Origin of the sequence: Methylobacterium adhaesivum, assembly GCF_022179065.1 — a bacterium.
GTDB classification, from domain to species: domain Bacteria; phylum Pseudomonadota; class Alphaproteobacteria; order Rhizobiales; family Beijerinckiaceae; genus Methylobacterium; species Methylobacterium adhaesivum.
On the sequence record NZ_BPQD01000003.1, the window covers coordinates 248,016 to 265,749 of the forward strand.

General features: G+C 69.4%; 19 protein-coding genes. 13 read left to right on the forward strand and 6 right to left on the reverse strand.

Features of this window, described 5'->3' with window-relative positions; all coding sequences use genetic code 11:
* Positions 1-147: 147 nt before the first annotated feature.
* From MFF01_RS04915 to MFF01_RS04945, 7 genes are all read left to right on the forward strand, one after another.
* Positions 148-522: an AtpZ/AtpI family protein gene (locus MFF01_RS04915; protein WP_238222559.1), complete on the forward strand. Its 375-nt coding sequence runs from the start codon at positions 148-150 to the stop codon at positions 520-522.
* A gap of 85 nt (positions 523-607) precedes the next feature.
* On the forward strand, positions 608-1,363 hold the full coding sequence (locus MFF01_RS04920; protein WP_238222561.1) for a F0F1 ATP synthase subunit A: 756 nt from the start codon (positions 608-610) through the stop codon (positions 1,361-1,363).
* Positions 1,364-1,474: 111 nt separating this feature from the next.
* Positions 1,475-1,702 (forward strand): F0F1 ATP synthase subunit C, encoded by a 228-nt coding sequence (locus MFF01_RS04925; protein ID WP_018044493.1) that lies wholly within the window; start codon positions 1,475-1,477, stop codon positions 1,700-1,702.
* Between the two features lie 92 nt (positions 1,703-1,794).
* Entirely contained in the window at positions 1,795-2,358 is a 564-nt protein-coding gene (locus tag MFF01_RS04930; protein WP_238222562.1) for a F0F1 ATP synthase subunit B family protein, read from the forward strand.
* A gap of 111 nt (positions 2,359-2,469) precedes the next feature.
* Positions 2,470-2,955 (forward strand): F0F1 ATP synthase subunit B family protein, encoded by a 486-nt coding sequence (locus MFF01_RS04935; RefSeq protein WP_238223070.1) that lies wholly within the window; start codon positions 2,470-2,472, stop codon positions 2,953-2,955.
* A 259-nt stretch (positions 2,956-3,214) separates the two neighbouring features.
* Positions 3,215-4,138 (forward strand): ABC transporter ATP-binding protein, encoded by a 924-nt coding sequence (locus MFF01_RS04940; RefSeq protein ID WP_238222563.1) that lies wholly within the window; start codon positions 3,215-3,217, stop codon positions 4,136-4,138.
* Entirely contained in the window at positions 4,135-4,896 is a 762-nt protein-coding gene (locus MFF01_RS04945) for an ABC transporter permease (protein WP_238222564.1), read from the forward strand. The genes MFF01_RS04940 and MFF01_RS04945 overlap by 4 nt, the downstream gene beginning before the upstream one ends.
* A 256-nt stretch (positions 4,897-5,152) precedes the next feature.
* Here MFF01_RS04945 and MFF01_RS04950 read toward each other — a convergent pair whose 3' ends face one another.
* Complete coding sequence (locus MFF01_RS04950) at positions 5,153-5,917, reverse strand: alpha/beta fold hydrolase (RefSeq protein WP_238222565.1); 765 nt, start codon at positions 5,915-5,917, stop codon at positions 5,153-5,155.
* 126 nt (positions 5,918-6,043) lie between these two features.
* Between MFF01_RS04950 and MFF01_RS04955 the strand changes: the two genes are divergently transcribed.
* The gene (locus MFF01_RS04955) at positions 6,044-6,874 is read left to right on the forward strand and encodes an FkbM family methyltransferase (RefSeq protein WP_238222566.1); all 831 of its coding nucleotides are present in this window, start codon (positions 6,044-6,046) and stop codon (positions 6,872-6,874) included.
* Between the two features lie 65 nt (positions 6,875-6,939).
* Here MFF01_RS04955 and sfsA read toward each other — a convergent pair whose 3' ends face one another.
* The gene (gene sfsA, locus MFF01_RS04960; RefSeq protein ID WP_238222567.1) at positions 6,940-7,647 is read right to left on the reverse strand and encodes a DNA/RNA nuclease SfsA; all 708 of its coding nucleotides are present in this window, start codon (positions 7,645-7,647) and stop codon (positions 6,940-6,942) included.
* Positions 7,648-7,832: 185 nt separating this feature from the next.
* On the opposite strand from sfsA, the gene MFF01_RS04965 reads away from it, so the two are divergent.
* The gene (locus MFF01_RS04965; RefSeq protein ID WP_238222568.1) at positions 7,833-8,585 is read left to right on the forward strand and encodes a DUF937 domain-containing protein; all 753 of its coding nucleotides are present in this window, start codon (positions 7,833-7,835) and stop codon (positions 8,583-8,585) included.
* A gap of 131 nt (positions 8,586-8,716) precedes the next feature.
* Here MFF01_RS04965 and MFF01_RS22020 read toward each other — a convergent pair whose 3' ends face one another.
* The 3 genes from MFF01_RS22020 to MFF01_RS04975 form a co-directional block, all read right to left on the reverse strand.
* Positions 8,717-8,944 carry a Flp family type IVb pilin gene (locus tag MFF01_RS22020; protein WP_283207157.1) on the reverse strand — a complete coding sequence of 76 codons (228 nt, stop codon included), beginning with the start codon at positions 8,942-8,944 and terminating at the stop codon, positions 8,717-8,719.
* Between the two features lie 559 nt (positions 8,945-9,503).
* Positions 9,504-9,758 (reverse strand): DUF3072 domain-containing protein, encoded by a 255-nt coding sequence (locus MFF01_RS04970; RefSeq protein WP_238222570.1) that lies wholly within the window; start codon positions 9,756-9,758, stop codon positions 9,504-9,506.
* A gap of 93 nt (positions 9,759-9,851) precedes the next feature.
* Positions 9,852-10,739: a branched-chain amino acid aminotransferase gene (locus tag MFF01_RS04975; protein WP_238222572.1), complete on the reverse strand. Its 888-nt coding sequence runs from the start codon at positions 10,737-10,739 to the stop codon at positions 9,852-9,854.
* 183 nt (positions 10,740-10,922) lie between these two features.
* Here MFF01_RS04975 and MFF01_RS04980 point away from each other — a divergent pair, with 183 nt between their 5' ends.
* The 4 genes from MFF01_RS04980 (at position 10,923) to MFF01_RS04995 (ending at position 13,907) form a co-directional block, all read left to right on the forward strand.
* Positions 10,923-11,489, forward strand: a complete 567-nt coding sequence (locus tag MFF01_RS04980) for a MarR family winged helix-turn-helix transcriptional regulator (RefSeq protein ID WP_373319635.1) — start codon at positions 10,923-10,925, stop codon at positions 11,487-11,489.
* Positions 11,486-12,211: a response regulator gene (locus MFF01_RS04985; RefSeq protein ID WP_238222574.1), complete on the forward strand. Its 726-nt coding sequence runs from the start codon at positions 11,486-11,488 to the stop codon at positions 12,209-12,211. Before MFF01_RS04980 ends, MFF01_RS04985 begins: the two co-directional genes overlap by 4 nt.
* Positions 12,212-12,256: 45 nt before the next feature.
* On the forward strand, positions 12,257-13,609 hold the full coding sequence (locus MFF01_RS04990) for an ATP-binding protein (RefSeq protein WP_373319652.1): 1,353 nt from the start codon (positions 12,257-12,259) through the stop codon (positions 13,607-13,609).
* A 112-nt stretch (positions 13,610-13,721) separates the two neighbouring features.
* Positions 13,722-13,907 (forward strand): hypothetical protein, encoded by a 186-nt coding sequence (locus MFF01_RS04995; protein WP_238222576.1) that lies wholly within the window; start codon positions 13,722-13,724, stop codon positions 13,905-13,907.
* 329 nt (positions 13,908-14,236) lie between these two features.
* Here MFF01_RS04995 and MFF01_RS05000 read toward each other — a convergent pair whose 3' ends face one another.
* The gene (locus MFF01_RS05000; protein WP_238222578.1) at positions 14,237-17,692 is read right to left on the reverse strand and encodes an SbcC/MukB-like Walker B domain-containing protein; all 3,456 of its coding nucleotides are present in this window, start codon (positions 17,690-17,692) and stop codon (positions 14,237-14,239) included.
* Positions 17,693-17,734 lie beyond the last annotated feature (42 nt).

Here is a 17,734-nt window from a genome sequence, read left to right on the forward strand (position 1 = left end):
AAAACGACGTTTTTTCGAGCAAGCGCAAGGGTTTAGGCGGTACCGGGGTCGCCTTGACACTCAAGGTGGGCGAAACTATGTTGCCGCCCGCTTGAAGGAGGCGTTCCGACCGGTTCTCTTCGCTCTCGCCAATGTGAGTTTTCGCGTATGAGCGGCAACGACGCAGGGGACGGGCGCGGCACCGGTGGGGAGCAAGCGCGGGACGAGGACCTCTCCCAGAGGCTCAAACGTCTCGAGACGCAGATCGAGCGGAAGCGGCCCAGTGCCCCGTCCGGTTCGGCGCCGCGTTCCGGTTCTTCGACCGGGCCCTCTCCTCTCGGCCAGGCGATGCGACTCTCCACGGAGTTCATCGCCGGCGTCCTGGCGGGGGGCATTCTCGGCTGGATGTGCGATCATTTCCTGGGGACGAAACCCTGGGGCCTGATCGTCCTGCTGATGCTGGGCTTCCTGACCGGCGTCTACAACGTCATGCGTGTCTCGGGCGCTCTCCCGAAGGCGCCGACGAAGGAACGGGACCGCTAGCGGTTCTGGAAGAGCGCCGCATGCGCGGCTTTTGGTGGTGGCGGGCCCTGCGGCCCGTTCGGTTTCGAAGAGGACGGGAGCGGCAATGGCCGTAAAGATGGATCCGATCCACCAGTTCGAGCTCAAGCCGCTCGTCTCGTTCGGTCATATCGGCAACCAGGAGATCGCGTTCACGCAATCGTCCCTGTACATGTTCGCCGCCGTCGGGATCATCGCGCTGATCACCGTGGTGGCCACGGCGCCGCGCTCGGTGGTGCCGGGCCGCATGCAGTCCATGGCCGAGGTGTTCTACGAGTTCATCGGCTCGACCCTGCGCCAGTCCGCCGGCCACGGCTCCGAGCGGTTCATGCCGCTGATCTTCTCCCTGTTCATGTTCGTGCTCGTGCTGAACATGCTCGGCATGATCCCCTACGCCTTCGCGGTGACGAGCCACATCATCGTCACCTTCGCGCTGGCGCTGCTCGTGATCGGCACCGTGATCGTGTACGGCTTCATGGCCCACGGCACGAAGTTCCTGAAGGTGTTCGTCCCCTCGGGCGTGCCCGGCTGGCTCATGCCGATGATCGTCGCCATCGAGATCGTGTCGTTCATCTCGCGGCCCATCAGCCTCGCGGTGCGTCTGTTCGCCAACGTGCTCGCCGGCCACATCGCCCTCAAGATCTTCGCGGGCTTCGTGCCGGCGCTCCTCGCCGCCGGTGCCTGGGGGGCGATCTCGCCCCTGCCGCTGGCGCTGAGCGTCGCCGTCACGGCCCTCGAGTTCCTCGTGGCCGGTCTGCAGGCCTACGTCTTCGCCACGCTCGCTTCGATCTACCTCAGCGACGCGCTGCATCCCGGCCACTAAGGCCGGGATCATCCCGATCCTTCGATCGGGGCACCCCCTTCCGTCCCCGGTTCGCCCTGGCGGTCCGGATTTCTCTCCCCACACGACCGAACTGACCTCAGGAGCATTTTGATGGATCCCTTAGCTGCCAAGTACATCGGTGCCGGCCTCGCCTGTCTCGGCATGGCGGGCGCCGCCATCGGCCTCGGCAACCTCTTCGGCCAGTTCTATGCCGGTGCCCTGCGCAACCCCTCGGCCGCCGACGGCCAGCGTGGCAACCTGCTCCTCGGCTTCGCCCTGACGGAAGCGCTGGGCATCTTCTCGCTGCTCGTCGCGCTGCTGCTCCTGTTCGCCGTCTAACACCCGCGAACCGAGACCGGACCGGACGCGGCGTTCCCGAGGGAATGCGAGACGCGTCCGGTCCTCACCTCAAGATTTGACCGAAGGACGTCATGGCTCAGCCGGCCCATCCGACCGCAACGCATGAAGGCTTCGCCGCGACGCCGGCCTCCGAGCACGGAGGCGGCTTCCCGCCCTTCGAGAGCCACACCTTCGCGTCCCAGCTCATCTGGCTCGCCCTCGCCTTCGGGCTGCTCTACTACCTCATGGACAAGATCGCCCTGCCGCGCATCCAGTCCATCCTGAACGATCGCGCCGCGCGCCTGTCCACGGATCTCGACGAGGCCCAGCGCCTCAAGACCGAGGCCGACACGGCAGGCGCCGCCTACGAGAAGTCCCTGAGCGACGCCCAGGCCAAGGCCCAGGCCATCGCCCTGGAGACCCGCACGGCCCTGTCGCAGGAGGCCGAGACCAAGCGCAAGGCGCTGGAAGCCGAGCTCAACGCGAAGATCGCCGCCTCCGAGGCGACCATCCGCAGCCGCACCGCCGAGGCCATGGGCAACGTCCGCGGCATCGCCGGCGAGACGGCGTCGGCCATCGTCGAGCGCCTGACGGGCCGCAGCCCCGACGAGGCCACCCTCACCAAGGCCCTCGACAGCGTCGCGCTCCCGCACTGAGCGGGGGACGGCCGCACCTCTTCTCCGCCGGACCGCCCGAACGGGGCGGCGACGGCTTCGCCCAGGGCGGGTATTCGCGCCGGGCGCCATCGCGTTGGGACCACGAGCATGTTGTTGGAAGCCGAATTCTGGGTCGCAGTCGCCTTCGTGCTGTTCATGGCCTTGGTCTGGAAGGTCGGCGGCTTCAAGCAGATCACCGCCGGTCTCGACGGCCGGGCGAAGCGCGTCCGCGCCGAGCTCGACGAAGCCCGCCGCCTGCGTGAGGAAGCCGCGAGCGTGCTCGCCGACTACAAGAAGCGGCGCTCGTCCGCCGAGGCCGAGGCCGAGGCCATCGTGTCGGGCGCCCGTGCCGAGGCCCAGCGCATCGCCGACGAGGGCCATGCCCGCCTGAACGAGTTCATCGCCCGCCGCACGAAGTCGGCCGAGGCCAAGATCGCCCAGGCCGAGGTCCAGGCCACCGCCCAGGTTCGGGCCGCCGCGGCGGACGCCGCCGTGAAGGTCTCGGAGGTCATCCTGCGCGAGCGCATGCAGGGCGAGGCGGCGCAGGATCTCGTCCGCCGCAGCCTCGGCGAAGTCCGGACCCGGCTCCAGTCCTGATCCGCGCGTTATCGACCGACGAGAGAGCCGCCGAAAGGCGGCTTTTCTCGTTTTCACCCCCTCGCCGGCCAAGCTTCGTCCGACCGCGCAAGCGTGCGGCTCGCATACCTCCCGCCTGGGCGTCGAGCGCGACAGACTCCCTCTCCTTCCAGGAGAGGGGACCCGCCTTACTTGCTAGATCGGTCCGAGACCCTGACGAGAGGGTTCCCAGGGCCCGCACCCCGACTTCACTCGCCTCGAGCGCCCCAGCGGAGACCTGATGCCGCCGATCATCTCGATTGCCAGCCTGTCCAAGGTCTACGCCTCGGGCCACAACGCCCTGAAGAACATTTCCCTCGACATCGACAAGGGCGAGATCTTTGCGCTGCTCGGCCCCAACGGGGCCGGCAAGACGACGCTGATCTCCATCGTCTGCGGCATCGTCACGGCGAGCGCTGGCAGTGTCCGCGTCGACGGCCATTGCATCCAGAAGGACTACAAGGCCGCGCGCAAAGCCATCGGTCTGGTGCCGCAGGAACTCACCACCGACGCCTTCGAGACCGTCTGGGCCACCACGGGATTCAGCCGCGGCCTGTTCGGGTTGCCGCCCGATCCGGCCCATATCGAGCGGGTCCTGCGCGACCTGTCCCTGTGGGACAAGCGCGACAGCCGGATCATGACCCTGTCGGGGGGCATGAAGCGGCGCGTGCTCATCGCCAAGGCGCTGGCCCACGAGCCGCGCATCCTGTTCCTCGACGAGCCCACGGCCGGGGTCGACGTGGCGCTGCGCCAGGACATGTGGCGCCTCGTGCGCAAACTGCGCGACGGGGGCGTCACCATCATCCTCACCACCCACTACATCGACGAGGCTGAGGAGATGGCCGACCGGGTGGGGGTGATCCGCAACGGTGAGATCATCCTCGTGGAGGACAAGGCCGAGCTCATGCGCAAGCTCGGGCGCAAGCAGCTCACCCTGCAGCTCGATGCCCCCCTAGCCGCCCTGCCCCCGGCCCTCGCGGGCCACAGCCTCGCCCTGGCGCCGGGCGGGCGCGAGCTCGTCTACACCTACGACACCAAGGGCGAGGCGGGGCTCACAGGCCTCCTCGCCGATCTCGGCGCCGCCGGCATCGGCTTTCACGACCTCCACACCAGCCAATCGTCCCTCGAGGACATCTTCGTCGATCTCGTGAAGGAACGGGCATGAACTGGTACGCGGTCCGCGCCCTCTACCGTTTCGAGATGGCTCGGTTCTGGCGCACGGCGCTGCAGAGCATCGTCGCCCCGGTCATCGCGACCTCGCTCTACTTCGTGGTGTTCGGCGCGGCCATCGGCTCGCGCATGACCTCCGTCGAGGGCGTGCCCTACGGCGCCTTCATCGTGCCGGGCCTGATGATGCTGTCGCTCCTGACGCAGAGCATCGCCAACGCCTCGTTCGGCATCTACTTCCCGCGCTTTGCCGGCACGATCTACGAGATTCTGTCGGCGCCGGTCTCGCCCCTGGAGATCGTCCTGGGATATGTCGGCGCGGCGGCCTCGAAGGCGATCCTCATTGCGCTCATCATCCTCGCCACCGCAACGCTGTTCGTGCCGCTTCGGATCGAACATCCGTTCGTGATGGTGGGCTTCCTTGTGCTGACGGCGGTGACGTTCAGTCTGTTCGGCTTCCTCATCGGCCTGTGGGCGGACGGATTCGAGCGGCTGCAGCTCGTGCCGCTCCTCGTGATCACGCCGCTGACCTTCCTGGGCGGCAGCTTCTACTCCATCGACATGCTGCCGCCGGTCTGGCGGGCGCTGAGTCTGGCCAACCCCGTGGTCTACCTCATCAGCGGGTTCCGCTGGGCGTTCTTCGGCCATTCGGACGTGAGCATCGGCGTCAGCCTCGCCATGGCGCTGGCGTTCCTCGTCCTGTGCCTCATCGGCGTCACCTGGATTTTTCGGACGGGCTATCGGCTGAAGAGCTGAGCGCATTTCGCCATAGACCCGAGGTCCGCCGGTTTCTCATGCAGTCCTTAGGTGATGATCCGGTCCTTGACGAGCGCGGGTCCCCTCTCCTGGAAGGAGAGGGACAGGGTGAGGTGTGTGACCTTTTCGGAGAGTTCGCACACCTCACCCCAACCCTCTCCTTCCAGGAGAGGGGGCCTCGTTGCGACCGTTCAATCTGAGGTGACCAACCGGAGACATAAGCGGCTGCTTTGCGGGCGTTTCGTCGAAGGCCCCATCACGGCCGTTCGTCGAGGAAGGCGAGGACGCCCGTGCGATGCGCCCGGTCGCCCACCGCCGTGCTGTGGTCGCGGTTGGGCAGTTCGAGGGATTTGGCGTTGGGCATCAGCGCCACGAGGGCCGGGCCGGAACCCGAGACGGTGTCGAGGGTGCCCACGGTGACGAGGGTCGGCACCTCGATCTGGGCGACCTCGGCCCGCGACAGGGTCTGGCGCGAGCCGCGCATGCAGGCGGCGAGCGCCCTGAGATCGCTCTTCGTCTGCTCCGCGAAGGTGCGGAAGGCGGCGGCCGTGGGGTTCGGAGCCGGGGCGCCGGGCTCGGCCTCGAGGGCCTCGGCGATGCCCTCCGGCAGGCCCCTGCCCTCCACGAGGTGGAGGCCGAGGCCGCCGAGCAGGAGGGAGCGCACGCGGGGCGCGTCGTCGAGGGCGAGGTAGGCGGCGATGCGCGCCCCCATGGAATAGCCCATGATGTCGGCCCGTTCGATGCCGAGGTGGTCGAGGAGCCGGGCCGCGTCGCGGGCCATGAGGTCGGAGCCGTAGGCCTCCGGATCATAGAGCTTCTGGCTCTGCCCGTGGCCGCGGTTGTCGAGGGCGATCACCCGACGCCCGGCCTTCGCCAGGGTCTTCACCCACTGGGTGTTGACCCAGTTCACCGCATGGTTCGAGGCGAAGCCGTGGATCAGCAGGATCGGATCGCCGGCGCCGCCTTCGGCGGGCGTGTCGAGGTAGGCGATGCCGATTCCGTCGGAGAGGAAGGTCTGCATGGGGGGCTCGGAGGGCTCGATCGGGCGGGGTGAACGCTCTTGTGGTCCGCGTCGGCGCCCGAGGAAAGCCCTCGGGGCCGGCCGGATGCTTGCCCCGGCCGGATCGGACTGGCATCACCCGTCGCGATGAAGGACACCCAGCCCTACGGCGCTCACGCCCCCACCGGCCTCGTCGCGCGCATCGCCGCGCGCACGAGCCGACTTCCGTACCGAAGCTGGGCCGCCCGGCGCCTCGCCCTGTTCCTGCGCCGCATCGGCATCGGCCTCCTGCGCGGGCGCCCCCTCGACGTGGAGCGCTACGGCGCCCGGATGCGGCTCTACCCGTACAACAACAACTGCGAGAAGAAGGTGCTGTTCACGCCGCAATTCTTCGATCCGGAGGAGCGCGAACTCCTGCGTGCGCGTCTGGCGCCCGGCTGCACCTTCCTCGACATCGGCGCCAATATCGGCGCCTACGCCCTGTTCGTGGCGGCCTTCGCGGGGCCGCGCGCCCGCATCCTCGCCGTCGAGCCCCAACCCGACGTGTTCGACCGGCTGACCTACAACATCGGCCAGAACCCGTTCGGGACGGTGAAGGCCGTGGCCTGCGCGGTGGCCGACAAGGCCGGCGAGCTCACCCTGTTCGTCGATCCGCGCAACCGGGGCGAATCGAGCCTGAAGATCGTCGGCACCAACGAAGGCGCGCAGATCCGGGTGCCGGCCGTCACCCTCCTGGATCTCGCCCGCGGCGAGGGCATCACCCGCATCGACGCGATCAAGCTCGACGTCGAGGGCGCCGAAGACCTGATCCTCGAACCGTTCTTCCGCGAGGCTCCGGCCGAACTCCATCCGCGCCTGCTTCTGGTGGAGAACGGCACCGCCCAATGGCAGATCGACCTCTCCGGCCTGCTGGAGGCGCACGGTTACCGTCTCCTCGCCCGGACGCGTCTCAACCTCGTTTTCGAGCGGGCGACCTGAAGCCGGGAGCATCGTCGGACGCTGCCCGACACCCGCGGAAGGGATGATCCCTTCGGAAATCCCATTCACACCACCGGGATCGCCTCCCCCAGCGTGACGCCCTCCGGGTCGACCCGGCAGCGATGGGCGTGGACCGAGACGCCGGCCGCGCGGGCGGCCTGGTAGGCGGCGTCGAAGGCCGGGTCGAGGTCGCGGGCGACGTCGAAGCGGTCGGCCTGCATCTGCACGACGACGATGAGGATCGCCCGGCCGCCACCCGCCACCACCTCGGCGAGGTCGGCCATGTGCCGGGCGCTGCGGGCCGCCGTGCAATCGGGGAACTCGGCGAGGCCGGCCTCCCGCATGAGATGGCAGTTCTTCACCTCGACATGGCAGGGCCCCTGCCCCTCCCCCTCGGCCAGGAAATCGACCCGGCTCGCCTTGGCGTAGCGCACCTCCGGCCTCAGGCGCGTGTAGGGGGCGAGGGCCGGCAGGGAGCCGGCCGCGAAGGCCTCGGCCACGAGGGCGTTGGGGCGCTGGGTGTCGATGCCGACCCATTGCGGGCCGCCGGGCAGGTCGGCCTCCACCAGCTCCCAGGAGAACCCGAGTTTTCGCGCAGGGTTCGTGGAGGCGGAGAGCAGGGTGCGGGCACCGGGCGCCAGCAGGCCGAGCATCGCCCCCGGATTGGCGCAGTGCGCCGTGACGAGGCGGCCGTCCGCGAGTTCCATATCGGCGAGAAAGCGCTTGTAGCGCCGCACGAGGCGCGCGGGAATGAGGGGCGCGGGGAAACGCATCGGGACCGCCTTGCGGTTGAAAGGGAACGGATATCGCGAAAAGTCGCGATCCGGGCGGGCATTCCCGGTTGCGGCGGGGGGCATCGTCCGTGACGGGCTGGTAAGTCAACCGCCGATGCGACAAACTTCATCACGCTGACCAGGGAATGCCGACCGGCGCCCTCGGTCCGTTCACGAGGCCCATCATGTTCAATCTGTTCGATATCCTCCAGGCGCAGGCCGGTCCGGGCGCTCAGGGCTTCGGACAGCAATTCGGCCTGTCGCAGGACCAGACCCGTCGCGCCATGGAGGCGCTCCTGCCCGCCTTCACCATGGGACTGCAGCGCAACGCCGCCAACGACCCGACGGGCTTCGCGCAGCTGTTCAGCCTCGCCGGCGCCGGCGCGGCGGCCTCCCGTCCCTTCGCCTCGCCGCAGATGGACCTGCTGGTCCGCCAGCTGTTCGGCTCGCCGAACCTGAGCCAGGCGGTGCTGCAGCAGGCGGCGGGCGCCAGCGGCATCGCCACGCCGATCCTGAAGCAGATGCTGCCGATCATGGCGGGCATGATCGTGGCCGGCATCGTCCACGTGATGATCAACCAGTCGCCGCAGCCCGCGCCGGCGCCGGCCCCGAACACGTTCGGATTCCCACCCCATCCCTACTGGAACGACATGGTGAACGCGTTCCTCACCGCGGGCGGTCTGGCACCCGCGGCCCCGGCGCCGAAATCCCCGCCGCCGCGCCAGGCCGCGCGACTGAAGCCCCTGCCCGCCTCCACCAAGACGGCCGCCGCCCAGACCGACGCTGTGCCGTTCGACCTGTTCCAGCAGATGTTCCAGTCCGGCCTCGACGTGCAGCAGGAGAACGCCAAGGCGATGCAGCGCCTGTTCGATACCTTCTGGCAGAACGAGGAGCCGGGGCCCGATCAGGGCGGTGCGTCGATCAAGGCGAGGCGGTGACGGTGGTCTTCGTCGCCTGAGCGTCGACGGAACGCCCGGGAGGTAGGCTCCTCGCCGTCAGGCCGTTGGTGACGGGGTGCGTTTCGCAAACTGTTCGTCGCGCGACCCGCGCCTACACGCGCGAACTCCGTTCAGGATGCGAGCATCGCCGTGGAGACGGCTCGGAAGAAACCGCTCAGCGTTTCGCCGAAGCTGCGGAGGAAGACGACGATACCGAGGGTGATGATGGACACGATGAGGCCGTATTCCATGGCCGTGGACCCGTCTGCGGCTCCGAGGAAGCGCTGGAGACTTCTCCGGAAGCCCTGAAGCGCAGGTGAAGCGCAGCGGTCACTCCCGCCGCTCGGACCGCCTGCCATCGTTCATGAACCTTTTCGCCGGTGTCGAAGCCTCCGTAGGCTAACCGTTAGGACCTTGCAGGGAGCTTAAACAGACCTTCTAAATCGGTTCAGTCATGTGAATTGCCGACGTGCCGAGACGGCGCAGCAAGACCTCATGAACGAGCGACGTCGATCGCAGCGTGACAACGATGTCGGAGACGGATGCCGCCCGAGCAGAGCGATGAAATCCCACTCGCGTGAAGAAGGGGGCGCCCGTGTCGCGCCTCGCGGCCTTCGATTGTCTTGCACCCTCGCGTCCGAACGCTCTGAGCGAACCTCGAACCTGTTCTTGCCGAACGCCTGAAATCCCGCCGTATCTGACTTCGGCATTCCGGATTCGATAGGGGCGGACTTCCGAGGGGTGAGGCGAATCGACGGCCCGGAATACTGGTCGCTTCCCAGGCAATGGCATTCGACGTTCCGGTCCGTCAAACGTCCTCGGGCACCTTTACCATCCAGGCCGATGATGCGGCCGTCCACGACCACCGTGGGTCGATCCGAAGAACGCACACGGTGGTCCCAGCCCGAACCGGCGTAATCAGTCGCGCTTGGTCTCCTTGCGCAGGGCGTCGATGCGCTGGGAGGCTTCCGCCTTGTCGAGATCCGGCGAGAACGCGTCGGGGTCCTTCGCCTGCTCGGACAGGGTCTTGAGGTACGAGGCCTGGGCGCCGGTCATCGGCTCGCCGCCCGTGGTCCACTCGCTCGGATCCTTGATCTGGTTCGACGTGTCCTTCGGGTCGATCTTCGGATTGGTCTCGTCGGGCTCGACGGTCGTCTGAGCAGCCTTGGTCATGGTCGCCTCGCGTTCATGGAATGTTCTGATCGAACGCGGGGGCGAGGCTGCGGTTCCGGTGGCCCGGCCCCGAAGGACCGGGCCTTACGTGCGTCAGGCCGCCACGGCCTTGGGCTGAACCTCGGCGGTGTAATCGTCCATGAGGGTCTTGGTCAGGGTGGCGGGCACGAAGCGGTAGGGGCCGATCTCCGAGACTGGCGTCACCTCGGCGGCGGAGCCGGTGATGAAGCACTCGGAGAAGCCTTCCAGCTCGGCCGGCAGGATGCGCCGCTCCACCACGGCGATGCCCCGGCGCTTGGCCAGCTCGATCACCGTCTGGCGAGTGATGCCGTTGAGGAAGCGGTCGGCCAGCGGCGTGTGGAGCGCGCCGTTCTCCACGAAGAACACGTTGGCGCCGGTGCACTCGGCGACGTTGTCCTCCCAGTCGAGCATGAGGGCGTCGGCGTAGCCCTTGTTCTCGGCCCGGTGCTTCGAGATCGTGCAGATCATGTACAGGCCCGCCGCCTTCGAGCTGGAGGGAGCGGTGCGCGGGTCGGGGCGGCGGTAATCGGCGATGTCGAGGCGGATGCCCTTCATCTTGGTCTCGGGGTCGAAGTAGCTCGGCCATTCCCAGGCCGCGATGGCGAGGTGGATGGTGTTGCCCTGCGCCGCCACGCCCATCATCTCCGAGCCCCGCCACGCCACCGGGCGCAGATACGCGTCGGTGAGGCCGCTGGTCCGGAGGACGAGGTCCTTGGCGGCCTCGATCTCGTCGACCGTGTAGGGGATCTTGAAATCGAGCAGCTCGGCCGAGCGCAGCAGCCGCTCGGCGTGCTCGCGGCTCTTGAAGATGCGCCCGCCATAGGCCCGCTCGCCCTCGAACACCGACGAGCCGTAATGCAGGCCGTGCGAGAGCACGTGGATCTTGGCGTCCTTCCACGGCACCATCGTGCCGTCGTACCAGATGCTGCCCTCGCGCGCGTCGAACGGGATCAGGGACATGGCGGGCTTCCTCGACACGCGGGCTTGCCCTCGAAGCCAGCGTCTATGGGAGTGGGAGATCTCGGGGGGAGATCTTGCGGCCGGGCATGCCACGCGGCGTGAGGCCCTACCGGAAGGCTTGACGGGTAGCAATGCGCCTGAAATATGTCAACAACACTGACATAAAACGAGGCCGGTTCCAGCGTGACCCTCCCCGCGACCCAGACGGCCGGCGGCGCAACATCCGAACCGGGCCACCACTCCGGCGCGGCCGGGCAGAGCCCCGGCGACGACCTCATCGAGCTCCTGTTCTTCGCCTATCGCGATTTCGTCGGTGACCCGGACCGCATCCTGGCGCAATACGGGTTCGGCCGGGCGCATCACCGGGTGCTGCACTTCGTCGACCGCTATCCGGGCCTGACCATCGCCGAACTCCTCGATATCCTGCGGATCACGAAGCAGAGCCTCAACCGGGTGCTCAAGGACCTCATCGAGCAGGACTACATCGTGCAGAAGACCGGGACGAGCGACCGGCGCCAGCGGCTGCTGTTCTGCACCGACCGGGGCACGGCTTTGGCCGGAGACCTCATCCGCGTGCAGACCCACCGGGTGACGCGGGCGCTCGCCGATCCGGCGGCCGTGCCGGCGGAGGGAGGCCTGGACGGCGGGGCCATCTCGGCCCAGAACTTCCTGCTGGCCATGATCGAGCCCGAGGAGCGCGCGGCCGTGCGCCGCCTCATGGCCCGCCGCGCCCGGAGCGTCGCCCGATGACCCTGCCCGGCCTGAAGGCGAGCGTCGAGCTGCCCGACCATGCCCCCCACATCCTCGTGGTCGACGACGACCGGCGGGTGCGCGAACTCCTCACCCGCTTCCTCTACGAGCAGGGGTTTCGCGTTACCGCCGCCGCCAACGTCGCCGAGGCGCGCAGCAAGGCGCAGTGCTTCGTGTTCGACGCCCTCGTCCTCGACGTGATGATGCCGGGCGAGACCGGGTTCGACTATGCCCGGCAGGTCCGCGAGACCTCGCGGGTCCCGATCCTCATGCTCACCGCCCGCTCCAACCCCAACGACCGGGTGATGGGCCTCGAGATCGGCGCCGACGACTACCTGCCGAAACCCTTCGAGCCGCGCGAACTCATCCTGCGGCTCAACAACATCATCAAGCGGCGCACCGAGGGGACGCCCCCCCGCGAGCCCGGCCTCGAAACCGTGACCTTCGGGCCGTTCTCCTACCGCATCGACCGGGGGGAACTCCGCCGCGACGACGAGACCATCCGCATCACCGAGCGCGAGCGCGAGATCCTCACCGTGCTGGCCCAGGCCGGCGGCGCCAACGTCGAGCGCGAGGCGCTCGCCGGCGCCGGCGGACTGGCCGGCGAGCGCAGCATCGACGTCCAGATCAACCGCCTGCGCCGCAAGACCGAGGTCGATCCGGCCAACCCCCTGTTCCTGCAGACGGTGCGGGGCGTCGGGTATCGCCTCGCCGTCGACTGACGCCCCGTGCCGCGGGCGCCCCTCCCGAACCGCGTGCTCGCGGCCCTGGCGCGCCTGCCGCCGCCGCGCCGCCTGTGGCGGCTCCTCAGCCGCGCCATCGGCGACGTGCTGCCCAAGGGCCTCTACGCGCGCTCGCTCATCATTATCATCGCGCCCGTGGTGCTGCTGCAATCGGTCATCGCCTACACCTTCATGGAGCGGCACTGGCAGCTCGTGACCCGGCGCCTGTCGGCCGCCGTCACGGCGGACGTCGCCGCCCTCATCGACGTCTACGAGAGCTACCCGCAGGACAAGGACGCCGAGACCCTGACCCGCATCGCCGGGACCCGGCTCAACCTCGACCTCGACATCCTCAAAGGGGCCACCCTCCCCCCCGCCGGTCCGAGGCCGTTCTTCTCGATCCTCGACGAGGTCCTGTCCGACGAGATCAAGCGCCAGATCCGCCGGCCGTACTGGATCGACACGGTGGGCCGCTCGAGTCTCATCGAGATCCGCGTCGCGATCCCCGACGGGGTAATGCGGGTGACGGCGCGGCGCAGCATGGCCTACGCCTCGAATTCGCACATCTTCCTATTGTGGATGAGCGGCTCGTCCCTCGTGCTGCTCGGCGTCGCGATCCTGTTCCTGCGCAATCAGATCAAGCCGATCCTGCGGCTCGCCGCCGTGGCCGAGAGCTTCGGCAAGGGCCGCGAGATCGAGTTCCGCCCGCGCGGCGCCCGCGAGGTGCGCCAGGCCGGCCACGCCTTCATCGAGATGAAGCGCCGCATCGAGCGGGCGATGGAACAGCGCACCACCATGCTCAACGGCGTGAGCCACGACCTGCGCACCATCATCACCCGGTTCAAGCTGACCCTGGCCCTCATCGATCAGACGGCGGATGTTGAGGATCTGCAGCGCGACGTCGACGAGATGAGCCGGATGCTGGAGGCCTACCTCGCCTTCGCCCGGGGCGATTCCGGCGAGGCGGCGGTGCCCACCGACATGCGCGCCCTGCTGGAGGACCTGCGCACGGACGTGGAGCGCCTCGGCGCCCATGTGGAGGCCATCGAGATCGACGGCGAGGCCAGCGTGACCCTGCGGCCCGACGCCATCCGCCGCTGCCTGTTCAACCTCGCGGCCAACGCCGCCCGCTACGGCGACACCGTCGCGGTGGTGGGGCGCCGCGAGGCCCGCGCCTTCCTCGTCTCCATCGACGACGACGGGCCCGGCATTCCCGCCGACCAGCGCGAGGAGGTGTTCAAGCCGTTCGTGCGCCTCGACGACGCGCGCCAGGACGCGGGCGGATCGGGGCTCGGCCTCTCCATCGCCCGCGACATCGCCCGCGCGCATGGCGGCGACGTCAGCCTGCACGATTCGCCCCTCGGGGGGGTGCGTGCCACCGTACGGATTCCTGCCTGACGCGGCCGTGAACTCGGTCTTGGCGCCGCGCCCCCCGGTCTGCTAAGGGAAAGGGTGCAATCGCGATCCCACGGGCCGGCGCGCCGGGTCCGACTTGAGGCTGAGTGACCCCATGAATCCGCTGACCCCGCTCCTGACCCTGCTGCTCCTGCCCATCGCCGCCATCGGCCTGCTGCTGTACACGGATGCGGGCATCGAGCCGGCCCTGTTCTATTCCACCGTGAAGACCTTCGTGGTGCTGTTCATCGTCGCTGGCGGCCTCTGCTACGGCGCCAGCCGGCTGGCCGAGCGCGCCTGATCGTTTCGCGATTTTTCTATGCTGTGATCGCGCGGCCCGGACCTCAGGTCCGGGCCGTTTTCGTTTGAGGGACGGGGATTTGAGAAGGGCGGAGATCCCCGCTTGCCTTCCGAATTCACGCATCTCGCTGCGACCTCTTGCGCAAGCTTCGACAGGTCGGCGCAGAGCACGACAGGTCCCCTCTCCTTCCAGGAGAGGGGGCCCGCGCTGCCCGCGAGATGCTTGAAGACGGTCGCCACGTGTGGGGAAGAGGGAAGGCGCGCCGACGGGACAGCCTCCTGCTCAACGTCCCTTCCTGAGCGCTTGCAACAGGCTTCGCCCGCAGCCCCTCACGCCGCCGCGTCGGGCAGGCGAAACCCCTCGATGCCCTGGCGTTCCGGATTGATGGCGGCGAGCGCGCGCTTGGCCGCCTCCAGGGGGTGCTCCGACTCGATGCGGACCCCCTTCAGGTCCGGGCTCTTGTAGACGGTGACGATGGTGTCCATCACCTCGGTGAGCGTCGTGCGCTTGTCCTCCGGGGCGGCGATGAGGAGCTGCAGGCCCCAGGCCTGATAGAGGTCGACCAGCGCCTGGGAGTTGCGCACGTCGAGCTTCGAGAACGCCTCGTCGAGGAGGCAGAGGCCCAGACCCGGATTCTCGTCGCCGGGTCGGTCGCCGGGATAGTAGGCCGAGGCCAGGGACGCCGCGATGGCGACGTAGAACGGGGCCTGCGCCTCGCCGCCGGACCCGCGCAGCGCCCGGTTCGACATGGTGGTGCGGTTGCCGGCCGCGTCCCGCATGCCGATCTCGTAGACGAAGTAGTTGCGGTAATCGGCGAGCCGTGCCGCGCTCTCCTCCCCGGCGATGAGGGCCGAGATCTCCTCGATGGCCGCCGAGAGCGGACCCTCCGCCGTCTCGCCCTGCCCCGGCAGGACCGCCTGCGCGGCGTCGGGCGAGCGCGCCACCTCCGTCGCCAGGGCATGGACGGCGGCGTAGCGGCGGTCGACGGCGGCCTCGAAGGCGTAGGTCTGGCCCGTGAAGGTCTGGCTCGACAGGCGCTCGTTGAGGGCATCCAGACGGGCGCGGACCCGCTCGAACTTGTCGGCGAGGCGGGTGAGCAGATCCTCGGTCATCAGGCGGCGCATCTCGCCCTCCGCCCGCACGGCCTGGTCGCGGTAGCGCCGGAGTTCGTGGCCCGCGACCTCGTCGTAGGCGCGCCGGGTCCAGCCGTAGCCGAACGAAGCCGGGGCGTCGCCGCGCCCGAGCGGATTGTCGATGCGCCACTGCACGCAATACTCGGCGAGATCGCGCTCGGCGGTGCGGCCCTGGGTGCGGGCGGTCTCGCTCGCCTCCCGCGCGGCGCTGCGGGCCGCGCTCGCGGCGGCGGCGAGGTCCTTGGCGTCGAGGCCGGCGAGGTCGGCCCTGGCTTTCGCCACGGCGCGCGGGTCGAAGCCCTCCGGGCGCACCAGCCGGATGCGCACGGTGTCGCCGCCGACCCAGCGGGCATGGGCCACGCGCCGGGCGGCCAGGGCCGCGCGGGCCGCCTCGCGGGAGGAGGCCACCTTCGCCTTCAGGCCCGCCTCCTCGCCGAGCAAAGCGTCGCGTTTGGGCTCCAGCACCTGCACGAGTTCGGTGAGATAGGCCGAACGCTCCTTGGCGAGTTCCTTGAGTTCGGCTTCCAAGGCGCCCGTATCGGCCTTCTCGACGGAGTCCCGCTCGGTGGCGAGGCTGCGACGGCGGCCCTCGAGGCCGTCGCATTCGGCCCGCAGGGCGGGAAGATCGATGGCGCCTTCGGCGAGGCGGGCTTTTAGACCGGCGGCGATGCGGGCGGCCTCGCGCAGCACCCCGGCCTCGCCGCGCAGGCGCCGGGCCTCGGCCACCGCGCGCTCCATGGCCTCGCGGCCCTCCTGGGTCGGGCCGCGGCTGCCCCGCGTCATCATGAGCTGGACCGGGCGCACCACGGAATAGGCCATGCCGGAGGTGGAGCGCCCGCTCGGCGCCACGGCGCGGCTCATGCGCGACAGGGCGGCGTCGTCGGGCGCGAGGTCGTAGCCGCCGAGCCGTGCGGCGAGGAACGCCTCGGCGTGGGGGTCGCGAGTCTCGATCATCGCCAGCGGGCCGTCGTCGTAGCGTCCGCCGCGGCGACGCGCCGTGTCCGTCGTCTTGACCAGCAGACAGCGGTAGAACTGCGCCTTGCGGGCCTCCAGGTGGGCGAAGGCTTGGTTCAACTGGTCGGGCTGCACCACCAGGGCCTCGCGGGCGCCGCCGAGCAAGCCTTCGAGGGCCATGCCCCATTTCGGCTCGACGATCTCGGCGAGTTCGCAGATCGGCACGGCTTCGATGTCGAGGCGGGCGAGTTCGTCGCGGAAGGCCGCCACGTCCGACGACAGGCGGGGCGCCTTCGACGTTCCGCCCCCGGCGAAGGGGGCCGACAGGGCGTGCGCCTCCGTCTCGGCGGCCCGCGCCCGCAGGGCCATGTCCTCGGCCGCCGTGTCGAGGGGGCCGGCGATGTCGGGCAGGCCCTGCAGCCCCGCCACCAGGGCGCCGAGGGGGCCGTCGGCGCGCAGGATCTCCTCGGGCGGCGCCTCCCGGCGCAGCCCGGCGCGGGCACAGGCCTCGACGAAGCGGGCCGCGCCGGGATCGATGCGGCGGATCTCGCCGATCACCGCCGAGAGGCGCGCCACGTCCTGGATCAGGCCGACGAGTCCCGCGACCCGGAGCGCGAGGTCGCGCCGGTCGCGGGTCAGCATGGCGAGGCCGGCATCGGAGGCCGCCAGCCGCCCCTGCGCCAGGGTGCCGGCCATCAGCGCCTTCTTCTCGGCGATCTCGCCGTCGATGTCGCGCACGAAGCCCTGGCTCGTCGCCAAGCTCTCCCGGGCGATGCGCAGGCGCTCGGCGACCTCAGTTAGGCCGGCACGGGCGCCCGTATAGTCGACGATGCGGCGGCGCAGGTCCGCGCTCGCCGCCCGCAATTCGTCGAGGGCCGCCGACAGGCTCGCCTCCGCCCAGGCCTCGTAGCGGGCGAGAATCCGGCCGAGATGACCGAGCCGCCGCTCCAGTTCCTCGATGGTCTCCAGCAGGCGGCGCCAGTTCTCCACGGATTGCCGGATGCGGGCGACATCCAAAGGCTCGGGTTCGAGCACGAAGGAGCGCACGAAGGCCGAGGAATCGAAGATCGGCTTGAACGCCACGGCGTTGGAGAAGGTGCGCAGGAAGTGGCGGGGCTCCGGCACCGGCGCGCCCTCGCGCAGCAACCCCAGCACTTCGGCCGTGAAGCGCTCGCCGGACGCGCGGAACTCCTCGAAGGTCTCGGAGCGGATGCGCAGGTCTTTGGCGATCTCGGCCCAGGGCGCGACGAAGCTCCCGTCGGGCGTCTCGCGGACGTAATCGGCGACCTCGAAGCGGTGGCCGGTGCAGACGAAGCGCGACAGGGTGGTCTCGCGGCTGTCCTCGGCGCGGGCGGCGAGCGCCAGCCCCACGGAAACGACCCGGCCCGAGACCTCGTTCTCGAACACGAGGACGATGAGGGTCTCGCAGGCCTCGCGGGTCGGGCGCCCGCCCTCGGCCGGGTCGCTGATCCAGCCGAGGCAGTAATCGCGCACCGTGCGGGCGGACCGGCCCGAGGCCGAGGCGTTGAGCGCCAGCCGGCTCGCGTTGTTGCCCGCCAGCACCGTGCCGACGGCGTCGAAGATCGTCGACTTGCCCGCGCCCGTGGGCCCGACGAGGGCCGTCGCGCCGCGAATACGGATCTGTTCGCGCCGGATCAGGTACCAGTTCGAGAGGGCGATGTCGGTGAGGCGATACACTGCGGCCGGGTGATTCTCGTCAAGGGCATGGAACGTCGGCCT